Origin of the sequence: Rhizobium sp. SG_E_25_P2 (assembly GCF_029892285.1) — a bacterium.
In the GTDB taxonomy this organism is placed as follows: domain Bacteria; phylum Pseudomonadota; class Alphaproteobacteria; order Rhizobiales; family Rhizobiaceae; genus Rhizobium_E.
The window spans coordinates 86901-107698 of the sequence record NZ_JARXVM010000002.1; the positions used below are offsets into that span (position 1 = coordinate 86901).

A 20798-nucleotide genomic window follows, 5' to 3' on the forward strand; every position below is an offset into this window, starting at 1 on the left:
TCACATAGCTGCAAAATCGAGGGGTTCTTCGTCGGATCGAAAAGACGCGTTCGGAGCATTTGCGCTTGGCCGGCAACTCTCCTATATAGAGCGCCGATGATATAATATTACATTCCGCGAGGAAGCCTCATGACCGAAACCCAGACCGCCAAGCCCATTCCCGTCACCGTGCTCACCGGCTATCTCGGCGCCGGCAAAACGACGCTGCTCAACCGTATTCTCACCGAGAGCCACGGCAAACGCTATGCCGTGATCGTCAACGAATTCGGCGAGATCGGCATCGACAACGATCTGATCGTCGAGTCGGATGAAGAAATCTATGAGATGAACAATGGCTGCATCTGCTGCACGGTGCGCGGCGACCTGATCCGCGTGGTCGAAGGCCTGATGCGCCGTCCGGGCCGCTTCGACGCCATCATCGTCGAGACCACAGGTCTTGCCGATCCGGTGCCGGTGGCGCAGACCTTCTTCATGGACGAGGACGTGCGTTCCAAGACCCAGCTCGACGCCGTCGTCACGCTTGTCGACGCCAAGCATCTGCCGCTGCGCCTCAAGGATAGCCGCGAAGCCGAAGACCAGCTGGCCTTCGCCGATGTCGTGCTGCTCAATAAAACCGATCTCGTGACGCCCGAAGAACTGGCCAATATCGAGGCGGTGATCCGGGTGATCAATCCTTCGGCGCGAATCCATCGCACCGAACGTTCGAATGTCGATCTATCCAAGGTCCTTGATCAGGGCGCGTTCGATCTGGAGCGGGCGCTGGAAAACGATCCGCATTTCCTCGAGCATGGCCATGAGGACCATGCCTGCGGTCCCGATTGCGATCATCACCATCATGACCATGATCACGACCATCATCACCACGATCATGATCATCACGATCACGACCACGACCATGCGCATGGCCACGATCATCATCACGCGCCTTCGGCCATTCACGATGTGACGGTGCAGTCGATCTCGTTGCGCGGCGGCCAGATGAATCCGAAGAAGTTCTTCCCGTGGATCGAGAAGATCACCCAGGTTCAGGGCCCGAATATTCTTCGCCTCAAGGGCATCATCGCGTTTGACCAGGACGAGGAGCGCTATGTGGTGCAGGGCGTGCACATGATCATCGAGGGCAATCATCAACGTCCGTGGAAGGAAGGCGAAAAGCGGGAAAGCCGTCTCGTCTTCATCGGCCGCGATCTCGACCGCAAGAAGATCGAGGAAAGCTTCAAGGCCTGTGAGGCCGCCTGATGCCCACAGTCGCGCCGCTTGATCTGGAAGGCCACGTCTACGGGGCCTTCTTTCTGGGTGAAACGCCGTTTTTCGCCGCCTCCTCGGGCGAGATCCACCGTCTCGACAATGGCCACAAGGTCTCAGAAGCCCATCATGGCCTGTTGACCGCTGTCGTCGATCCTGCAACCAAGTCGCTCATCACCGGCGGCGAAGACGGCAAGGTGCAGCGCATCTCGGCCGACGGATCGGTCGCTCAGGTCGCGGAAGCGCCCCGCAAATGGATCACTGCAGTGGCGGCGGGTCCATCGGGCGCGGTTGGTTTTGCGCATGGCAAGACGGCGGTGGTGGTCACCGCTGACGGCAAGCGGCGGGAATTCACCGAACAGCGGACCATCGAGCATCTGGCCTTCGCGCCCAAGGGGCTGCGTATCGGCGTCGCCCGCTATAATGGCGTCACGCTCCATTGGGCCGGCACGAATGGCGCTCCCGTCGATCTCGAATGGAAAGGCGCGCATACTTTCGTGACGTTTTCGCCGGACGGCCGCTTCCTCGTCACCGCCATGCAGGAAACCGCGCTGCATGGCTGGAAGCTCGATCTCAAGCCCGGCGAGGAAACCCGGCATATGCGCATGAGCGGCTATCCCGCCAAGGTGAAGTCGCTCTCCTGGTCGCCGAAGGGCAAATGGCTGGCCTCGTCGGGCGCGCCCGCAGCCATTGTCTGGCCGTTTTCGTCGAAGGACGGCCCCATGGGCAAGGCGCCGCTCGAACTCGGCACGCGGGCCAATATCATGGTGACCGCAGTCGCGTTTCATCCGAATGAGGAGGTGCTGGCCATTGGCTTCATCGACGGCATGATCCTCGGTGTGCGGCTCGCGGATGAGAAGGAGGCGCTTCTGCGCCGACCTGGCAAGGGCGCGATCTCAGGCATGAGCTGGTCGCAGAATGGCAAGCTGCTCGCCTTCGCTTCGGAAGCCGGCGACTGCGGCGTGGTGGATATTTCGGCATAGACTGATGACCGTTCCCACCGAGTACGCCTATGCCAGCCGAGATTTCGATCGCTTCATGATCGAGCTTCTCGATCTGACCACGCTGGAGACGCGTCATCGCGCTTATGCGGTGACGCGGGCGGTGTTGCACGTTTTTCGCGCCCATCTGACGGTCGCCGACGCGCTGGTCTTCGCCGACGCGCTGCCGGCGGTGTTGCGCGCGATCTTCGTCGAGAATTGGCGGCCGGTCGCGGAGACGCCGCCATTTCCCGACCGCGCCGAACTCAGCCGGCAAGTGCGCGCCAACAGGCGCGACCATAACCTTGCGGACGACGACAGCATTCTCGCCGTGGCGCGGGCGCTGCGCGCCAGCATGGATCAAACGACGCTCGACCGGGCGCTCGCCCCGATGCCGGAAGCGGCGCGGAACTACTGGGCCGCTTAACCATTGGCCCGTAAATCATGCGTCTTTGGCCTTTTCCCTGTACATTTGCCCATAATGCGCCTATGTACGCGCCAATTCCGATTTGCGGCGCAGCAAATGGCGTCGCGCGACTTCAGGGGCCCTTGGTCCGCCGGTCGCAACAGCATCCGAAAGACATGGAATGACAGATATTCAAGCTCTTGAGCCGGCGCTGGCCGTCGCGCTCGAAAAACGCGGCTATTCCGACTTGACCCCGGTACAGAAGGCTGTGCTCGCGCCGGAACTCGAAGGCCGCGACGCGCTGGTGTCGGCGCAAACGGGCTCTGGCAAGACGGTTGCCTTCGGCCTGGCGCTGGCCCCGACGCTGCTGGCCGGCAAAGCCCGTTTCGACCGCGCCGCGGCGCCCCTGGCGCTTGCGATCGCGCCCACGCGCGAACTGGCGCTGCAGGTGGCGCGCGAACTCGAATGGCTCTATGCCGAGGCCGGCGCTCAGATCGCCACTTGCGTCGGCGGCATGGATATGCGCAACGAGCGGCGCGCGCTTGAGCGCGGCGCCCATATCGTGGTCGGCACGCCTGGCCGCCTGCGCGACCACATTACCCGCCAGTCTCTGGACCTGTCGGCCATCCGCGCCGTGGTGCTGGACGAGGCCGATGAAATGCTCGATCTCGGCTTCCGCGAAGATCTCGAATTCATTCTCGAATCCTCGCCTGAGGAACGCCGGACGCTGATGTTCTCGGCCACCGTGTCCAAGCCGATCGCCAAATTGGCCGAGAGCTTCCAGCGCGACGCGATCCGGATCGCCACCGCCTCCGAGCAGAAGCAGCATGTCGATATTGAGTATCGCGCGCTCGTCTGCGCTCCGGCGGACCGCGACAACGCCATCGTCAATGTGCTGCGCTATTACGAAGCGCCCAACGCCATCGTGTTCTGCAACACGCGCGCGGCCGTCAATCATTTGACCGCGCGGCTGCACAATCGCGGCTTCACCGTGGTGGCGCTGTCGGGCGAGCTCAGTCAGAACGAACGCAGCCATGCGCTGCAGTCCATGCGTGATGGTCGCGCCCGCGTCTGCATCGCGACCGACGTCGCCGCGCGCGGCATCGATCTGCCCAATCTCGAACTCGTCATTCACGCTGACCTGCCGACCAACCCCGAGACGCTGTTGCATCGCTCCGGCCGCACCGGTCGCGCCGGTCGCAAGGGCGTCAGCGCGGTCATCGTGCCGACCAGCGCTCGCCGCAAGGCTGAACGGCTGCTGCAGGCCGCCAGCGTGCGCGCCGTCTGGGCCGCGCCGCCGTCCGCCGACGAGGTGAATGCCCGCGATGATGACCGGCTTATGGCCGATGAGATGCTGACGCGGATCGCCGCCGAAGACGAGACCGAAGTCGGCGCGCGTCTGATCGAGACCCACGGCGCCGCCCAGGTGGCCGCGGCCTTCCTGAGACTTTACCGCGCCGGTCGTTCGGCGCCGGAAGAATTGGTTGATATCGGCCAGGTCGCCGAAGGCGGGGCCAATCGCCGCGCGCCGCGCGAAGGAGAGCGTCCGGTGGGACGCGACGATGTCGCGCCGCGTCGCCGCGAAGATTTCGGCCCCAGCACCTGGGTCGCCTTGTCAGTCGGCCGCAAGCAGAACGCAGAGCCGCGCTGGCTGATCCCGCTGCTTTGCCGCTCCGGCAATATCACCAAGAACGATATCGGCGCGATCAAGATGCAGCAGGACGAAACCTTCGTCCAGATCGCCTCAGAAAGCCTTGAAAGCTTCCTGTTCGAAATTGGCCCCAACAAAACGCTCGAGCGCGGCATGCGCCTGAGGCTGGTCGAAGGCGAGCCGGATCTGCGTCCGACGCGCAGCAGTCCCCGCGTCGATGGCGACCGCAAGCCCCAGGGCGAGCGCAAGGTCTATGGCGACCGCAAGCCGCAGGATCGCCGCGACGAGCGCCCGCGCAGCGATGACCGCAAGACCAGCTGGGAAAAGCCGCAGCAGGAGAAGCCCGCGAGCCGTCGCGGCGAAACGGCCGCCGATGATTTCGGCGGCGCGCCGAAGAAGAAGTTCGGCCGCAAGGTGGATTTTGGCGGCGACCGTTCCGCCTATCAGGACCGTCCGCCTGCCGATCGCCCCGGCAAGGATTGGGCCAAGCCTGCCCCTGGGGGCGACGAAAAGCCCAAGCGCAAGAAGAAGAGCAACGGCTGATCCACGAAATTCACGCGCTCCCTGTTTCGGGGAGCGCGTTTTGCTTTGCTCAGATCAGTTGCAGATGCGGCGCTCCGTCGGAGGTCTTCTCCACCGTGCGGCCATCCGGTCCCAGCGTGCAGACGACGCGCTTCCGGAACACATCGAAACTCTCGAATTTCGATACATTGACCGGCTCGTCGAAATCGAAAGCGACGCGTATCACGCCGTCAGCGCTGCTCATGCGTTGCAGCGACACGACCTTGCCGCGGAACGGTTTGCCGAGATAGAGCCCGGAGGCGTGGTCGCCGACCTGAAGTCGCGGCGGCGGCGCGTTTCCAAGTCGAGCGTGAAGCGTGTTCCAATCGCGAAAGCCGTATTGAGCGGCAATCAGTTCGAGGGATTTCGAATGGGTGACGGTCGCACCCTGACCCGTCAGCGCGTCGCGGAGGCGGCGCGCCTGGGCCTTGATCTCCTCCAGGGAGGGTAGGCGGGATGTTTCGCTCATGGCGGTCCTCATGGCGGCGTTTGATTCTGCTTGGGACCCGCATTGCCAAGGCGAAACGCCTCATTTGGACGACAGAAGAGATCGCGCCGGAAACTTCACCATGTCCTGAGACCGCGGGCGGCAGGGGTTTCCATCCCTTGGCGCTCAGCTAAGCGGTCCTGGCGCGAAAGTCAAACCGCGGCAGGGAGGTCTCTGGCGCTGTCGCGCATTTTCTCGTAAGCCGAGGGCGCATATCAAGCATCCTTGGTATTATTCGCTCTTCAATTCCGGAATGCGTGCGCATGCCGTTCGAGACGTCGATTCACCATCATGTCCGCGCCGAGGTGATCGAGCCGACGATCGCCCAGCGCGTCTTGCGCGTGGGCAGGGCGCCGCATCGCTGGTTTCATCATCTGGTTTTCATTGCCGCCGGCAAGGCGGAGCATCGCTACGCGGAGACGTCGCGACAGATCCAGGGGCCGGCGCTGATGCTGGCGCCGCCGTCCGAGGGCGAGGCGATCGCCTTTGCCGCCGGCAGCCATGGCTTCTTGCTCGGCGTGTCGCCCGATATTATCGCCGAAGCTTTTGGCGACCACGCGGAATCGCCGGCCCTGCGCCTGTTCGCCGGCGGAAGAGCTGTGACTGAGCATCTGGCGACCGGGCCGCGCGCGGAGTTCACACTGCTGTTTCAAGGGGCGATCGCCGAAACGCATGAGGCTGGGCGCGGTTCGCGCATGGCCGCCGCCGCCTATGTCAGGCTGATCTATATGTTGGCCTGGCGGCTGGCTGCGCCTGCGCAGCAGCCAGAGCCGCATCGCGGCGGAAGCGGGCCAATCCTGCAGAGATTCCGGCAGTTGGTCGAAACCCACTTTCGGCAGCACTGGGCCGTCTCCCGCTATGCGCGGGAACTGGGCGTCAGCGCCGACCGGCTGCACGCCATCTGCAGCCGGTCGCTCGGCCGTTCGCCAATCGAGTTGATCCATGATCGCCTGACCCAGGAAGCGCGCCTGCGTCTCGAACGGTCGGGGCACAGCGTTCAGGATATTTCCGATACGCTGGGGTTTCGCGATCCGGCCAATTTCAGCCATTTCTTCAAGCGTCGCACCGGGCTTTCGCCCGCCAAATATCGCGCGCATGCGGCGAGCACGGCCTCTGGCGGCGCGGTTCCGGTTTCATCCGATTATGCCGACTGGCCGTGATCAGGCGTTTGCCGGCGGACAGGTGGATTCGCGCAGCACCAGTTCCACCGGCCAGATTTCGTGATGATTGGCGACATCGCGGCCGGCCAGCATCTGCAGGAGAATGTCGCCGATCCTGACGCCGGCTTCGCGCATCGACGAACGTGTCGTCGACACCGTCGGCACCATATTGTCGGCGTTGATATAGTTGAACACGTCGTCATGGGCGATCAGCGACATGTCGCGGCCGAGCTGCAGACCTGCGGAGCGCACCGCGCGCATCACCCCGAGCGCGCTCATCATCGAGCCTGCCAGCACCGCCGTCGGCGGCTCCGGCAGCGCGAGAAAATCCTGCATGGCGCGGTAGCCGATATCGTCGGTGAACAGGCCGTTGACCACCAGCATGTCCGGGGCCTGCAAGCCACGCTCTTTCAACGCGCGGCGATAGCCCTGTTCGCGATGTTCAGCGAAGGTGTCGCCCTTGGCGCCGTTGATCAGCCCAATGCGCTTGTGGCCGATATCGAGCAGGTAACCCGTCGCGCGGTACATGGCGCCGAGATTGTCGATATCGAGCCAGGGATATCCGCCATGGTCGTCGCCGCGCCCATGGACGATGAACGGCATGTTCAATTCCTTGAGGAATTGCATACGGTCGTCATCCAAGGTCGGCGTGTGCAGGATGACCGCGTCGACGCGTTTGGAAGCGGCGAGGCGGCGGTAGGCGGCGAGTTCGGCCTGCCTGTCTTCGACAACGGTGATCAGGATGTCGATCTGGCGGGTCTCCAGCCGACTGCCGAGGCCGGCCATGAATTCGGTGGTGTTGGGGTCGAATCCCAGCCCTTCGCGCATGACAATGCCGACGGCTCCGGCTCGGCCCGTGGCAAGACCGGCGGCGGCGCGATTGGGATGGTAGCCGAGTTCCTGCGCCAGCCGGAGGATCTTCTCGCGCGTTTCCAGCTTGACCTCGGGATAGCCTGAAAGCGCGCGGCTGACGGTGGTCTGGCTCATGCCGATGGATTTGGCGAACTCTTTCAAGTTCATGGTGGCCTCCTCGGATTGCCGGCGCCGGGTTAAACCGCGCATGGCGATCCTCCTGTCGCCATGCCGGCGCCGTACTTTCAAGAACCCTACGATAGGCGCTTGATAATTGAAAGCGCCATCAATTGTTTTTTATCATGCCTGCCGATGCAGTCTTCGAGGGGCGCGCAGGAGCGTTTCGCCCGATAAGTCTGACTTAATCGCTTTCGGATTGATAATAAACGATTATATGAGGCAATGCACGCTCAGATGGCGGGGCGCGTCCAAATTCTTGTCGCTGCGCCCTTGACACTCAACCCTTAAAGACGCTTTAATCATTTAAAGCGCTTTCAATATCTTATTGACAGATATTCGAAAGACTGAGGATAGACGCTTGCAGGGAGGGACGGCAGGCGAAGGCCGCGTCCTTATTTTATCCGATCCAGGGAGGATTACCGAATGAAGAACACCTTTTTGATGTCTGTGGCGGCTTTGGCCTTGATGGCGGGCGCCGCGAGCGCCGCCGATCTCAAGTTCAAGCCGGGCGAAGACAGCCGTTTCAACTGGGCGAGCTTTGAGGAGTTCAAGTCCGCTCATGGTGATGTGAAAGGTCAGACGCTGACTATCTTCGGTCCGTGGCGCGGCGAGGATGAGGCGCTGGTCAAGTCGATGCTCGCCTATTTCGAAGAAGCGACCGGCGCGACCGTGAACTATTCTTCTTCCGAAAACTACGAGCAGCAGATCGTCATCGATACGCAGGCCGGCAGCCCGCCCAATATCGCCGTTCTGCCGCAGCCAGGCCTTCTGGCCGATCTCGCCTCGAAGGGCTTCCTGGTTGACCTCGGCGCCGAGGCCGCCAAGTGGATGACCGACAACTACGCCGCTGGCGACTCCTGGGTGAAGCTCGGCAGCTACAAGGGCAAGGACGGCGCCGACCATTTCTACGCTTTTCCCTACAAGGCCGACCTGAAGTCGCTGGTCTGGTATTCGCCCGACAATTTCGAAGATGCGGGCTATGAAGTCCCCAAGACCATGGAAGAGTTGAAGGCGCTGACCGAGAAGATCGCCGCCGACGGCCACAAGCCCTGGTGCATCGGGCTGGGTTCGGGCGGCGCAACTGGCTGGCCGGCGACCGACTGGGTCGAAGACATGATGCTGCGTACGCAGAAGCCTGAGGTCTACGACAAGTGGGTCACCAACGAGATCCCCTTCAATGATCCGGCCGTGGTCGGCGCGATCAACGAATTTGGCTGGTTCGCCCGCAACGACGCCTATGTCGACGGCGGCGCCAAGGCGGTGGCCTCCACCGATTTCCGCGACAGCCCCAAGGGCATGTTCTCCTCGCCGCCCAAGTGCTACCTGCACCGCCAGGCGTCGTTCATTCCCTCCTTCTTCCCGGAAGGCACGAAGCTTGGACAGGATGCGGACTTCTTCTATCTGCCGCCCTACGCCTCCAAGCCCGATCTCGGCAATCCGGTGCTCGGCGCCGGCACGCTGGTGGCGATCACCAAGGATTCGCCTGTCGCCCGCGCCTTCGTCGCCTGGCTGCAGACGCCGATTGCCCATGAAGTGTGGATGGCTCAGTCCGGCTTCCTGACGCCGTTCAAGAAGGCCAATCCGGACGCCTACGCCAACGAGCCCTCCAAGAAGATGGGTGAAATTCTCACCCAAGCCACGACCTTCCGCTTCGACGGTTCCGACCTGATGCCCGGCAAGATCGGCGCCGGCGCCTTCTGGACCGGCATGGTCGATTATGCCGGCGGCAAGTCGGCTGAGGATGTCGGCGGCGAAATTCAGAAGGCCTGGGACGCGCTGAAGTAAGCTCTCCGGTATTTGGCCGGTAGCGTCGGGGTGAGGCTGCAATGAGCGCGGCCTCACCCGCACACCCATCATAACGAAAGAAGTGTCGCGGTCTTCAGGGGAGGGGCCCAGCGATGGAGCAATTGCTTTACGCCGTAGTGACGATGATCGCCGGGGTGGCGGGCTGCGCCGCCTATTTTTTCCTGTCGAATTTTCTGCTCGATCTCGTGCTTCCGTCGCGCGGCGCAAACGCCGCTGCGGCTGCGCGCAATATGCGCCGCGCCGCTCTTATCCGTCCCTGGCTGTTTCTCGGCCCGGCGTTCATCGCGCTGACGCTTTATCTCATCTATCCGGTGATCGAATCCATTCGGCTCTCCTTCCATGGCAAGGATGGCCAGGAATTCGTGGGATTCTACAATTACATCTGGATGCTTGGCGACACGCAGTTCCGCGAGTCGATCCTCAACAATTTCCTGTGGCTTCTCGTTGTACCCGCCCTGGCGACGTTTTTCGGCCTCGTCATCGCGGTGCTGACCGACAGGATCTGGTGGGGCAACATCGCCAAGTCTCTCATCTTCATGCCCATGGCGATTTCTTTCGTCGGCGCGGCGGTGATCTGGAAATTCGTCTATGATTATCGCGATGTCGGCTCCGAGCAGATCGGCATCCTCAACGCCTTCGTGGTCATGCTCGGCTTTGAACCGCAAGCCTGGATCACCATCCCTTTCTGGAACAACTTTTTCCTGATGGCGATCCTGATCTGGATCCAGACCGGCTTCGCCATGGTCATCCTGTCGGCGGCGCTGCGCGGCATTCCTGAAGAAACGATCGAGGCGGCTGTTATCGACGGAGCCAACGGCTTCCAGATCTTCTTCAAGATCATGGTGCCGCAGATCTGGGGCACTATCGCCGTGGTATGGACGACGATCACCATTCTCGTCCTCAAGGTGTTCGACATCGTGCTGGCCATGACCAATGGGCAATGGCAGACGCAGGTGCTCGCCAATCTGATGTTCGACTGGATGTTCCGTGGCGGCGGCGATTTCGGCCGCGGCGCGGCGATCGCCATCGTCATCATGGCGCTGGTCATCCCGATCATGATCTGGAACATCCGCAATGCGCGGGCCGAGATGGAGGGTCGCTGATGTATGCGAGCAAGAAATCCCCGCTGATCTGGGTCGTTCATCTCTCGGTTCTGCTGATCGTCGCGCTGTGGACGCTGCCGACAGCCGGCCTGTTCATCTCCTCCTTCCGCGACAAAAACCAACTGGCTGTATCCGGCTGGTGGACGGCGCTATCGACCTCGCGGCAGAACATCGTTTATCGCGCGCCGTCGCCTGAAGAACAGGTCGAACGCGACGGCGCCTTCGTGATCTCCGGCAACGCCCTCGAAGGCCGTGGCGGCAAGGTCGCCGCCTGGGGTGTGAGCACGCAAGCGCCCGACGCCTTCAAGCCCGGCGACAGCGCCGATCTGCGCGACGGCGCCAAGATGACAGTGAAGGAAGACGGTTCCTTCGAGATCACCTCGCCCACCCGCATGGAAGGCTCGCGCGGTCAGCGTTTCGTGGTGGTCAGCGAGACCCCGCCGCGCTTCACGCTCGACAATTATCGCGAAGTGCTGACCTCGGCCGGCATCGGCTCGTCCTTCATCAATTCCCTGACGGTGGCGATCCCCTCCACAGTCATCCCGATCCTGGTTGCGGCGTTTGCGGCCTATGCGCTGGCCTGGATGAAGTTTCCCGGCCGCTCGATCCTGATTGCGGTGGTGGTCGGCCTGCTCGTCGTGCCGCTGCAGATGTCGCTTATCCCGCTGCTGAAATTCTACAATGGCGTCGGCGCCTTTTTCGGCGTGCCGTCCAAGACCTATCTCGGCATCTGGCTCGCCCATATGGGGTTCGGCCTGCCGCTCGCCATCTATCTCTTGCGCAACTACATGGCCGGCCTGCCGAAGGAGATCATGGAATCCGCCCGCGTCGACGGCGCCTCCGATTTCGAAATCTTTGTCAAAATCGTGCTGCCGCTCTCCTTTCCGGCGCTCGCCTCCTTCTCGATCTTCCAGTTCCTCTGGACCTGGAACGACCTTCTGGTCGCCATGGTGTTTTTGGGCGCCGGCAATGACGAATTGGTTCTCACCGGACGCTTGGTCAACCTGCTCGGCTCGCGCGGCGGCAATTGGGAAATCCTCACCGCTTCGGCCTTCATCACCATCATCGTGCCGCTTCTGGTGTTCTTCACCCTGCAGCGCTTCCTGGTGCGCGGCCTGCTCGCAGGTTCGGTGAAGGGAGGCTGACAATGACAGGCGCAGTTGAAAACAAAGAAGAAAAATTCGAGGGAGCAAACGCATGAACGGGGTGGTTCTCAAGGACATCAAGAAGTCTTATGGCGCGATCAAGGTGATCCATGGCGTCGATCTTGAGGTCAATAAAGGCGAATTCGTCGTCTTCGTCGGTCCCTCGGGCTGCGGGAAATCGACGCTGTTGCGCATGATCGCGGGCCTTGAAGACATCTCCTCTGGCGAGATGTTCATTGATGGCGAGCTGGTCAATGACGTGCCGCCCTCCAAGCGCGGCATCGCCATGGTGTTCCAGTCCTATGCGCTCTATCCGCATATGACCGTCTATGACAACATGGCCTTCGGCATGCGTATCGCCAAGGCCTCGCAGGCCGAGATCGACAAGCGGGTGCGTGGCGCGGCCGACATATTGCAACTCACGCCCTATCTCGACCGTTTGCCCAAGGCGCTTTCCGGCGGTCAGCGTCAGCGCGTCGCCATCGGCCGCGCCATCGTGCGCAATCCCAAGGTCTTCCTGTTCGACGAGCCGCTGTCGAACCTGGATGCGGCGCTGCGCGTCGCCACCCGTATCGAGATCGCCAAGCTGCATGAGAGCATGTCGGATGCGATCATGATCTATGTGACGCATGACCAGGTTGAAGCGATGACGCTGGCCGACCGCATCGTCGTGCTCTCGGCCGGCAAGATTGAGCAGGTCGGCACGCCCTTGGAGCTCTATGAAAATCCGCAATCGCTGTTTGTCGCCGGCTTCATCGGCTCGCCCAAGATGAACCTTCTGGGCGGCAAGCTCGCCGAACCCTTTGGCTGCACGACCATCGGCGTGCGCCCTGAGCATCTGGATGTCGTCGAGAGCGGCGGCCAGTGGGGCGGCAAGGTGATTCATACCGAAAAGCTCGGCGCGGATTCCTATCTCTATCTTGAGATCGGCGCCGACGAGCCGCTCACCGTGCGCGAGAACGGGACCACCCGCTACAATACCGGCGATACGGTGTCGGTGAAGGCGCAGGAGGGCAAGATGCACCGCTTCGGCGCCGACGGTCGGCCCGTCGCCTGAGGCTGGATTGACTGTTTGGGGCGCATGCGCCACATCCTTGCACAGGATCGCGCCTGATGCGGCGCGACACTGTCATGGAGCCTCGCATGCCCGCCTTCAATCCTCTTGTCGCCCGTCTGTCGCCGCCGCCGATCCCCTCCGTGCTTGCCTGGGCGCAGGCCTATGACGGCTCGCGCGGGCCGAAGATCGATCTCAGCCAGGCGGTGCCGGGCTATCCGCCGCACCCGGATATGTTGACGTGGCTCTCGGAAGCCGCAGGCTCGGCAGCCTATACCGGTTATGGCGCGATCGAGGGCGAGGATGCGCTGCGGCAGGCCTATGCAGCCCATGTCGCCAGCCTCTATGGCGTCGATGTGACGGCTGACAATGTCCACATCACCTCGGGCGCCAATCAGGCTTTCCTCTGCGCCGCCATGGCGGTGGCCGGACCGGGTGACGCGATCGCGCTGACGCGGCCTTTCTATTTCAACATGGAAACCACGCTCGCCATGCTCGGCATCAGCGTCAAGACGGTGGCCTGCCGACAGGAGAACGGGTTTCTGCCCGATGTCGCCGATGTCGAGGCGGTGCTGAAAACCGGCGTGAAGGCGTTTGCGGTGGTGAGCCCGAACAATCCCACCGGCGCCGTCTATCCCGCCGATCTGCTCGCGGAGATCTTCGGGCTTTGCCGCAAGCATGACGCCTGGCTGATTCTGGATGAGACCTATCGCGATTTCATCGATGGCGAAGCAGCCCCGCATGGGCTGATGTCGGTCGAGAACTGGGAGGAGGGGCTGATCCTCACCTATAGTTTTTCGAAATCCTATTGCATTCCCGGCCATCGGCTCGGCGCGGTCATGGGCGGGCCTGGGCTCGTCGATCAGGTCGCCAAGGTGATGGACAATCTGCAGATCTGCGCGCCCCGCGCCGCCCAGGCCGCGCTCGCAAAGGCCATTCCGGCGCTGGCCGATTGGCGGAGAGCCAACAAGGCGGAGATTTCCCGGCGTGTCGAGGCGTTGAAGACGGTCATGCAAGCTTTGCCGGATTGGTCGCTCGACGCCATCGGCGCCTATTTCGCCTATATCCGTCATCCCTTTACCGGCCAGCCCTCCGAGCGAGTTGCGGAGAAACTGGCGCGGGAGGCGGGGATCGTCTGCCTGCCGGGGATCTATTTCGGTGAAGGCCAGGACAACCACCTGCGCTTCGCCTTCGCCAATGCGGACGCCCAGACGATCAGCCTGTTGACCGAGCGGCTTAAGGACTTCCGGCTCTAGAACCGGAAGTCATCGCTTACCTGTTTGTTCAGCAATAGATCTGCCAGCGCTCGCGAATGGCCTGATCGGCGATCGGGTCGATCAGGCTCGGAGCGGCGTCGCGGAGAATGCGGTTCTTGCGCTCGATCGCCTTTTGCACGAGGTCGGGACGGCCGAGTTCGACCCATTCCTTCGGGCTCGAACGGTTGGCGACGGCAGGATAGACATATTCGGTCTGCATCACTTGCAGCGTCTGTTCATGGCCGAGATAATGGCCGGGGCCTTCCAGGCAGACCGATTTCATCGTGTCGATCGACACGGAATCCTCGGTCACGTCGATGCCGCGCACGCAGCGTTGCACCTGGCCGAGCATGTCATCGCCCAGCACCAGCGATTCCAGGCAGAAGCCGAGCAGTGAGGCGTGCATGCCGACCGATTCATAGACCATGTTGAGGCCTGAGAGACCGGCGAGCACATTGAGGATGCCCTGTTCCCAGCCCGCCTGCATGTCAGGCAGCTTGGAATCCGACATGCCGCCGGCAGCGCCGCCCGGCAGGCCGTAGAAATGGTGCATCTGGGCGCAGCCGGCCGACAGCAGTCCCTGTTCGCCCGAGCCGCCCGACATCGCGCCGGTGCGTAGATCCGACACGAAAGGCCAGGTTCCGAAGATGGCGGGATGGCCCGGCGCCATGGCGTTGACATAGACGACGCCCGCCAGGCATTCCGCCACCGCCTGCACGATGGCGGTTGCGAGCGGCGCGGGCGCGGTAGCGCCGGCTTGGCCCGCCGACAGGAGCAGAATGGGCATCCCCTCGCGGATGCAATGCTCCATGGTCTGGCAGCTTTCGGTGGCGAATTTCATCGGCGGAACGACGAAGCAGTTGGAATTCGACACGAAGGGTCTGGCGCGCCACTGATCCTCGCTGCCGGCGATCATATGCAGCATCTCGAAACCGTCCCCCACATGGGAAGGGTCAGAGAAGCTGGTGCCGACATGCTTGCTCGTGCCGGCGCAGCAGGCGTAAAGCGTGTTCATGTCCATCAGCAGATTGTCGGTGACATCACGGCAGACCATGGCGCGCTGGAAGAAATGGATATTGTCGAGGTGATGCACGAGCCTGGAGGCGTCGAGCAGATCCTTTGAGGTGGATTCACGATATTCGCGTTTTTCGACATCCACGACATGCACAGCCGCGCCGGCGGTGCCGAAATAGGTGCGGGTGCCCGAAAGCTGCATGTCGTATTTCGCATCGCGGCCGAACAGCGTGATGTCGCGGGCGGCGAGCGCCAGCATATCCTCGACCAGCGCGCGCGGAAAGCGCAGGCGGCCATCGACGCCCAACACCGCGCCGGCCCGGGTCATGACCTCCACGCCCGTCTCCGGCGCCTGCGACAGGCCGATGACTTCAAGCGCCTCGAGCGCCGCTTCATGGATGCGCTGGACGCCGGCGTCGGTCAGCGGCTTGTATTGCCCGCCTGACAGGCCGGGACGGATCGGCCGGAGATTATCGGCAAGAGGGGCTGCGCGTTGGGCGACGCGGGCGGCGCGGCCTCCGGCTCTTCGCGATGCGGACACGGTGCAGACATCATCCATGAAAACCTCCCTTGCGCCTGAACGGCGCGCTCCCATGCTGGGGATTCCAGCGCGAACGCGGCAAACGCGCAATCAAAGGAAAAAGCGCCAATGCAGTGCTAGAATTTGTGCGTTCGGGGTAAATTTGGCTTTATGCAAAAATTCGACGATGTCTCAGAAGGTTTATTCTTTGGTTGCCGCACAGGGCGAGGGACGTAAGATTTCCGGCAACAGCAGGAGAACATCTATATGCGTTACGCCTTTATCGGCCTTGGTCATCTCGGCCGCAACCTCGCCTCGTCCCTCCGTCGCGCCGGTTTCGATGTCGTCGTCAACGATATCGACCCCAAATGCGCCGAGACGCTCATCGCCGATGGCGCCGAATGGGCTGCGACGCCTGAGGAGGCGGCGCGCAAGAGCGATGCGGTGATCACCTGTCTGCCGTCGCCGAAAGTGTCGGAACTGGTGCTGACCGGCGAAACCGGCATTCTCAAGGGCGCGCGTTCTGGCCAGACCTGGATCGAGATGAGCACGCTAAGCTCTGAAGATGTCGAGCGGTTGTCGGCGATCGCCGCCCGGACGGGCGTCCGGATGATGGAGAGCCCTGTCACCGGCGGCGTGCACAAAGCGGCAAGCGGCGAAATCACCGTCATCGCCGGCGGCGACAAGGATCTCTTCGATCTACATCGCCCGGCGCTTGAGGCCATGGGCGGCGATATTTTCCATGCCGGCCCGCTCGGCAAGGCGGCGGTGATCAAGGTGATCACCAACATGCTCGCCTTCATCCACCTCATCGCCACGGGCGAAGCGCTGATGCTGGCCAAGCGCGGCGGCATCGACCTCACCGACGCCTTCAACATCATCAAGGCGTCCTCGGGCAACAGTTTCGTGCATGAGACCGAGGGCCAGGTGATCCTGAACGGCAGCTACAACATCAATTTCACCATGGATCTCGCCATCAAGGATCTCGGTTTTGCGCTGGGCTTCGGCAAGGAATTCGGTGTGCCGCTCGATCTCGCCAGCCACGCCATGCAGACCTTCATCCGCGCCAAGTCGCTTTATGGCGGCCAAGCCTGGTCGTCGCAGGTGGTGAAGCTGCTGGAAGACGCCACCGGCACCGATTTGCGGGCGCCGGGCTTTCCAGAGGAGCTCTGATTGTTGGTATGAGCTTGCAAAAGCGGCGCGTGCGGCTAGAACAGGACGAACCCAAGCCGCGCGTGCCTCCCATGTCCGAACAATCCCCGTTTGCCGGTTATCAGCTCCCGCCGCTTGCCTGGCTGCGCGCCTTCGAGGCGGCGGCGCGGCATGAGAGCTTCACGCTGGCCGCGACCGAGCTGAGCCTCACCCAGGCGGCGGTGTCGCATCAGGTGCGGTCGCTGGAAAAGCATCTCGGCGTCACCTTGTTCGAGCGCCTGCCGCGCAGTCTGCGCCTGACGGAAAAGGGCGCCGCCTATCTGCCGCCACTGCGCAACAGTTTCGACGAATTGGCGGCGGCGACCGCCGGACTTTTTGGTCCTGTCGGTAAGAGAAATCTTACATTGAGGGTGCCGATTTCTTTCATGGCGCTGTGGCTGGCGCCGCGGTTGCCGAAATTCGTGGCGCAATGGCCGGATATTTCGCTGCGCATATCCACCGTCGTCTGGGCGCCGGCGGCGAGCGACGATGTCGCCGATGTCGATATACGCTTCGGCGACGGCCGCTGGCCCGGGCTGAAAACACAGCTCCTGATGCGGCAGCCGGCGATCGTGGTTGCCGCCCCGCATCTGATCCAAGGCGAAGACGACGCCGAGCGCATGCGCGCTCTGCTTGACGCGCCTTCGCTTATCCATGTGACGGGCTATGAAAATCTCTGGCAGCGTTTCCTGAAAGTGATCGGCATCACTCTGCCCGCCTCTGCCGGCATCAATGTCGATACGACGATTTCGGCGCTGGAAATGGCCGCCGCCGGTCTCGGGCCGGCGCTGATCCAGTCAGATCTTGCCGAGCCTTTTCTCAGAAGCGGGCGATTGGCCCGGGCGCTGGACGCCACCATCGCACTTGAGGAAGCGCATTACATCGTGCAGCCGGAAAGCCAGCGGCGCGTAAGGCCCGAGGCGCTCTTGTTTCGCGACTGGCTTGCGAAGGAAGCGTCCGGCGGCTGACGCACAAAAGGCTGACAGCCGCCGGCTTTCGTCTCAGCGACCCTTCCAGACCGGGTCGCGCTTTTCGGTAAAGGCGCGGGCGCCTTCGAGATTGTCTTCGCTGCCATAGAGCACATCCACCGTCTTCAGCTGGCGGCGCGTGATCTTGTTCATCGTGTCCTGGAATTTCGCGCCTTCGGCCTCGCGCACCACTTCCTTGATGGCGGCATAGACCAGCGGCGGGCCGCTTTCGAGCAGGCGGGCGAGTTCCCAAGTGCGCTCCATCAACCGATCAGCGGCGAGGATCTCGTTGACGAAGCCCCAGCGATGCGCCTCCTGCGCATCCAGCCAGCGGCCGGTGAACAGCATGTCCATGGCGATGTGATAGGGAATGCGCTTGGGCAGCTTGATGGAGGCTGCGTCGGCGACCGTACCGGAGCGGATTTCCGGCAGCGCGAAGGTTGCGTGTTCAGCGGCCAGAATCATGTCTGTCGACAGGGCGATTTCCAGCCCGCCGCCGCAGCAGATGCCGTTGATGGCGGCAATGATCGGCTTGTTGAGATCGCGCAATTCCTGCATGCCGCCAAAGCCGCCGACGCCGTAATCGCCATCCACCGCGTCGCCGGCGGCGGCGGCCTTCAGATCCCAGCCGGGGCAGAAGAATTTCGGGCCGGAGCCGGTGATGATGGCGACGCGCAAGCTCTCGTCATCGCGGAAATCGGCAAAGATCTGGCCCATGATGCGGGAGGTGATCAGATCGATGGCGTTGGCCTTGGGCCGGTCGATGGTGACTTCCAGAATGCCGCCCTCGCGGCGGGTTTTGATGGGGGTGTCGGTCATGTTTGTTCTCCTCATTGGTGGGACTGAGACCCCGCCCCAAACCCCTCCCCACAAGGGGGAGGGGCTTAACCTGCAGGGCCGCCGCCGCGTTCGTCAACCTTGTATCTGATGCAGCCTGTGTTTGAGGCGAAGCCGCGCCACGCGTTAGCCCCTCCCCCTTGTGGGGAGGGGATGGGGCGGGGTCTTCTTATTCCGCCCTCACGCTCACCAGCGCATCCGCCGCGACCACGCCCTCCGGCAGCGCCATCAGCGGGTTTATGTCCAGCTCCTCGATCGTTGCCGAATGGGCGATGACGAAATCGGCGGCGGCGGCGATGGCGTCGATGAGCGCGGGCATGTCGGCCTTGGCCTGGCCGCGATAGCCGTTCAGAAGCTTGGCGATCTTGAGGCCCTGCAGCGCCCGCTCGATCTCGGCTTTGGTGGTCGGCAGGGTCAGCACGGCGCTGTCCTCGATCAGTTCCACCAGAATGCCGCCGGCGCCCACAGTCAGCACCGGGCCGACGACCGCGTCGCGCATGGCGCCGATGATCAGTTCCGCCACCGGCTTGCTGGCCATCGCTTCCACCAGATAGCCCTGCGCCACCGACTGCATGGCCTGGGCCGCAGTCAGCACCTCAGCTCCGGTGCGAAGATTGAGTTTGACCGCACCGGCCTCGGTCTTGTGCGCCACGCCCGAGCCCTTGAGCGCCACGGGAAAGCCAATCTCGGCGGCGGCTGACGCTGCAGCTTCGGGTGTGGCCGCGAACAGGCCCTTGGGGACCGGCAGGCCGAAGGGGGCGAGCGCCTGCTTGGAGTCATGCTCTGTCAGAGTCTTCGGTTCAATTTCGCTTACGGTTGTGTGCAGCAGCGGAAGCGGGGCAGGGCGCGACCAGGCGCGGTGGATGCGATGGGCGATCTCGACGGCCGCCAGGGCCTCGTTGATGCCGTAGAAGGCGCCGACGCCTTCCTGCATCAGCCTGATCGCCACGTCCTCGGGCAGATTTTCACCCATGGAGGCGACGATGCCCGCATGGGCCCCGGTCGCCTGTTTGGCCGAGATCACCGCGTCTACCGTGGTGGTCCAGTCGGCCGGATCGCAGCGGTCGGAGCGGGGGAAATCGAGCACGATCAGATTGAGCGCGTAATCGCCCTGCATCATGGTCGAGAAGGCGGTCGTCTGCTTGTCGCAATTGCCCCAGACGAAGGTGTGGTAATCAAGCGGATTGGAGAGCGTGACCATCTGGCCCAGCGTCTCGCGCAGCACGGGCAGTTGCTCAGGCTTCAGATCGCGGAAGACGATGTCGCGGTTTTCGCCGGCGTCGGCCACCAGCGAAGCCTCGCCGCCCGAGCAGCTCATCGAGGAGACGGTGTTGTCCGCAAGCGGGCCGAAGAGGTGCAAGAGTTTCAGGGTTTCGAGAAGTTCCGGCAGCGTGTCGACGCGGCCGATGCCGAGGCGGTCGAGCACGGCGGAGGAGACCTTGTCATTGCCGGCGAGCGAGGCGGTGTGGGACACGGTCGCCTTCTGCGCGGCTTCGGACTTGCCGACCTTCAGGGCGATCACCGGCTTCTTCAACTCGCGAGCGCGGCGGCCGAGCAGTTCCAGCGTCTCGATATCGTCGAAGCCTTCGATATGCAGGCCGACGGCGGTAACGCGCGGGTCTTCGAGCGCGGCGACGGCCAGAGCCGACAGCCCCGTCTGCGCCTGATTGCCCGCCGTCATCAGATAGGCCAGCGGCAGACCGCGCGCCTGCATGGAAATGTTGCAGGCGATGTTGGAGCTTTGCGTCAGCACTGCCACGCCGCGTTCGGTTCTGACCATGCCATGCTGATCGGGCCAGAGCAGTGCGCCGTCGAGCATATTGATGAAGCCGTAGCAATTGGGGCCGACCACGGCCATGTCGCCGGCGGCTTCCACCAGCTGCGCCTGCAACTCATGCCCATCCGGCAGTTCGACCACAGCTTCGGAAAAACCGGAGGCATAGCAGATTGCGCCGCCCGCGCCCCGGTCGCGCAATTGCCGCATGATCTCGATGGTCAGCGTGCGGTTGACGCCGACAAAGGCGGCGTCGGGGGCGTCCGGAAGCTCCGCGACCGAGCGATAGCAGGGATAGCCATGCACCTCGTCTTTGGTAGGGTGGACGGGCCAGATCTCGCCCTGATAGCCCATTTTCTTGCATTGCTCGACGACGCGGCCGGCTTCCTTGCCGCCGAAGACGGCGATGGATTTCGGGCGTATCAGGCGGGAGAGGGAGTTGGGGGAGAGTGATTTCATGACATCCTCAATTGAAATAGACCCCGCCCCGAAACCCCTCCCCACAAGGGGGAGGGGCCAAACTGGAGCAGCCGCACTGATCCCGACTGGCCTTGCGACTTTTTGAAACAGTGATTGGGGCGAACGAGTGCAGCGGATTAAGCCCCTCC

Annotated in this window: 17 protein-coding genes; 12 read left to right on the forward strand and 5 right to left on the reverse strand. The window is 62.9% G+C overall.

Going from position 1 to position 20798, the window contains the following annotated elements; translation table 11 throughout:
* Positions 1-129 precede the first annotated feature (129 nt).
* The 4 genes from M2360_RS04305 to M2360_RS04320 all read left to right on the forward strand — a co-directional run bounded on the left by M2360_RS04305 (position 130) and on the right by M2360_RS04320 (position 4825).
* The gene (locus tag M2360_RS04305; protein WP_280773154.1) at positions 130-1239 is read left to right on the forward strand and encodes a GTP-binding protein; all 1110 of its coding nucleotides are present in this window, start codon (positions 130-132) and stop codon (positions 1237-1239) included.
* A complete protein-coding gene (locus M2360_RS04310; RefSeq protein WP_280773155.1) occupies positions 1239-2228 on the forward strand; it encodes a WD40 repeat domain-containing protein in 990 nt (329 codons plus the stop codon). Before M2360_RS04305 ends, M2360_RS04310 begins: the two co-directional genes overlap by 1 nt.
* A 4-nt stretch (positions 2229-2232) precedes the next feature.
* Positions 2233-2652, forward strand: coding sequence for a DUF2267 domain-containing protein (locus M2360_RS04315; protein WP_280773156.1), 420 nt, complete (start codon positions 2233-2235; stop codon positions 2650-2652).
* Between the two features lie 160 nt (positions 2653-2812).
* Positions 2813-4825, forward strand: a complete 2013-nt coding sequence (locus M2360_RS04320) for a DEAD/DEAH box helicase (protein ID WP_280773157.1) — start codon at positions 2813-2815, stop codon at positions 4823-4825.
* 49 nt (positions 4826-4874) lie between these two features.
* Here M2360_RS04320 and M2360_RS04325 read toward each other — a convergent pair whose 3' ends face one another.
* Positions 4875-5312, reverse strand: a complete 438-nt coding sequence (locus M2360_RS04325; RefSeq protein WP_280773158.1) for a glyoxalase superfamily protein — start codon at positions 5310-5312, stop codon at positions 4875-4877.
* Positions 5313-5593: 281 nt separating this feature from the next.
* Here M2360_RS04325 and M2360_RS04330 point away from each other — a divergent pair, with 281 nt between their 5' ends.
* Positions 5594-6490, forward strand: coding sequence for an AraC family transcriptional regulator (locus M2360_RS04330; protein ID WP_280773159.1), 897 nt, complete (start codon positions 5594-5596; stop codon positions 6488-6490).
* Here the strand turns inward: M2360_RS04330 and M2360_RS04335 are convergent, their stop codons facing one another.
* Positions 6491-7510, reverse strand: a complete 1020-nt coding sequence (locus tag M2360_RS04335) for a substrate-binding domain-containing protein (RefSeq protein WP_280773160.1) — start codon at positions 7508-7510, stop codon at positions 6491-6493.
* A 435-nt stretch (positions 7511-7945) separates the two neighbouring features.
* Here M2360_RS04335 and M2360_RS04340 point away from each other — a divergent pair, with 435 nt between their 5' ends.
* From M2360_RS04340 to M2360_RS04360, 5 genes are all read left to right on the forward strand, one after another.
* The gene (locus M2360_RS04340; protein ID WP_280773161.1) at positions 7946-9307 is read left to right on the forward strand and encodes an ABC transporter substrate-binding protein; all 1362 of its coding nucleotides are present in this window, start codon (positions 7946-7948) and stop codon (positions 9305-9307) included.
* 113 nt (positions 9308-9420) lie between these two features.
* A complete protein-coding gene (locus M2360_RS04345; protein ID WP_280773162.1) occupies positions 9421-10431 on the forward strand; it encodes a sugar ABC transporter permease in 1011 nt (336 codons plus the stop codon).
* Positions 10431-11576, forward strand: coding sequence for a carbohydrate ABC transporter permease (locus tag M2360_RS04350; RefSeq protein ID WP_280773163.1), 1146 nt, complete (start codon positions 10431-10433; stop codon positions 11574-11576). The genes M2360_RS04345 and M2360_RS04350 overlap by 1 nt, the downstream gene beginning before the upstream one ends.
* A 52-nt stretch (positions 11577-11628) precedes the next feature.
* Complete coding sequence (locus M2360_RS04355) at positions 11629-12633, forward strand: ABC transporter ATP-binding protein (protein ID WP_280773164.1); 1005 nt, start codon at positions 11629-11631, stop codon at positions 12631-12633.
* 86 nt (positions 12634-12719) lie between these two features.
* The gene (locus M2360_RS04360) at positions 12720-13886 is read left to right on the forward strand and encodes an aminotransferase (RefSeq protein WP_280773575.1); all 1167 of its coding nucleotides are present in this window, start codon (positions 12720-12722) and stop codon (positions 13884-13886) included.
* Between the two features lie 28 nt (positions 13887-13914).
* Here M2360_RS04360 and M2360_RS04365 read toward each other — a convergent pair whose 3' ends face one another.
* Entirely contained in the window at positions 13915-15459 is a 1545-nt protein-coding gene (locus M2360_RS04365; protein WP_280773165.1) for a trimethylamine methyltransferase family protein, read from the reverse strand.
* Between the two features lie 222 nt (positions 15460-15681).
* On the opposite strand from M2360_RS04365, the gene M2360_RS04370 reads away from it, so the two are divergent.
* Both M2360_RS04370 and M2360_RS04375 read left to right on the forward strand, forming a co-directional pair.
* Positions 15682-16593, forward strand: a complete 912-nt coding sequence (locus M2360_RS04370; RefSeq protein WP_280773577.1) for an NAD(P)-dependent oxidoreductase — start codon at positions 15682-15684, stop codon at positions 16591-16593.
* Positions 16594-16664: 71 nt separating this feature from the next.
* Complete coding sequence (locus tag M2360_RS04375) at positions 16665-17579, forward strand: LysR substrate-binding domain-containing protein (RefSeq protein WP_280773166.1); 915 nt, start codon at positions 16665-16667, stop codon at positions 17577-17579.
* 33 nt (positions 17580-17612) lie between these two features.
* Here the strand turns inward: M2360_RS04375 and M2360_RS04380 are convergent, their stop codons facing one another.
* Both M2360_RS04380 and M2360_RS04385 read right to left on the reverse strand, forming a co-directional pair.
* Entirely contained in the window at positions 17613-18398 is a 786-nt protein-coding gene (locus M2360_RS04380; protein ID WP_280773167.1) for a carnitinyl-CoA dehydratase, read from the reverse strand.
* Between the two features lie 187 nt (positions 18399-18585).
* Positions 18586-20649: an acetate--CoA ligase family protein gene (locus tag M2360_RS04385; protein WP_280773168.1), complete on the reverse strand. Its 2064-nt coding sequence runs from the start codon at positions 20647-20649 to the stop codon at positions 18586-18588.
* Between the last annotated feature and the right edge of the window lie 149 nt (positions 20650-20798).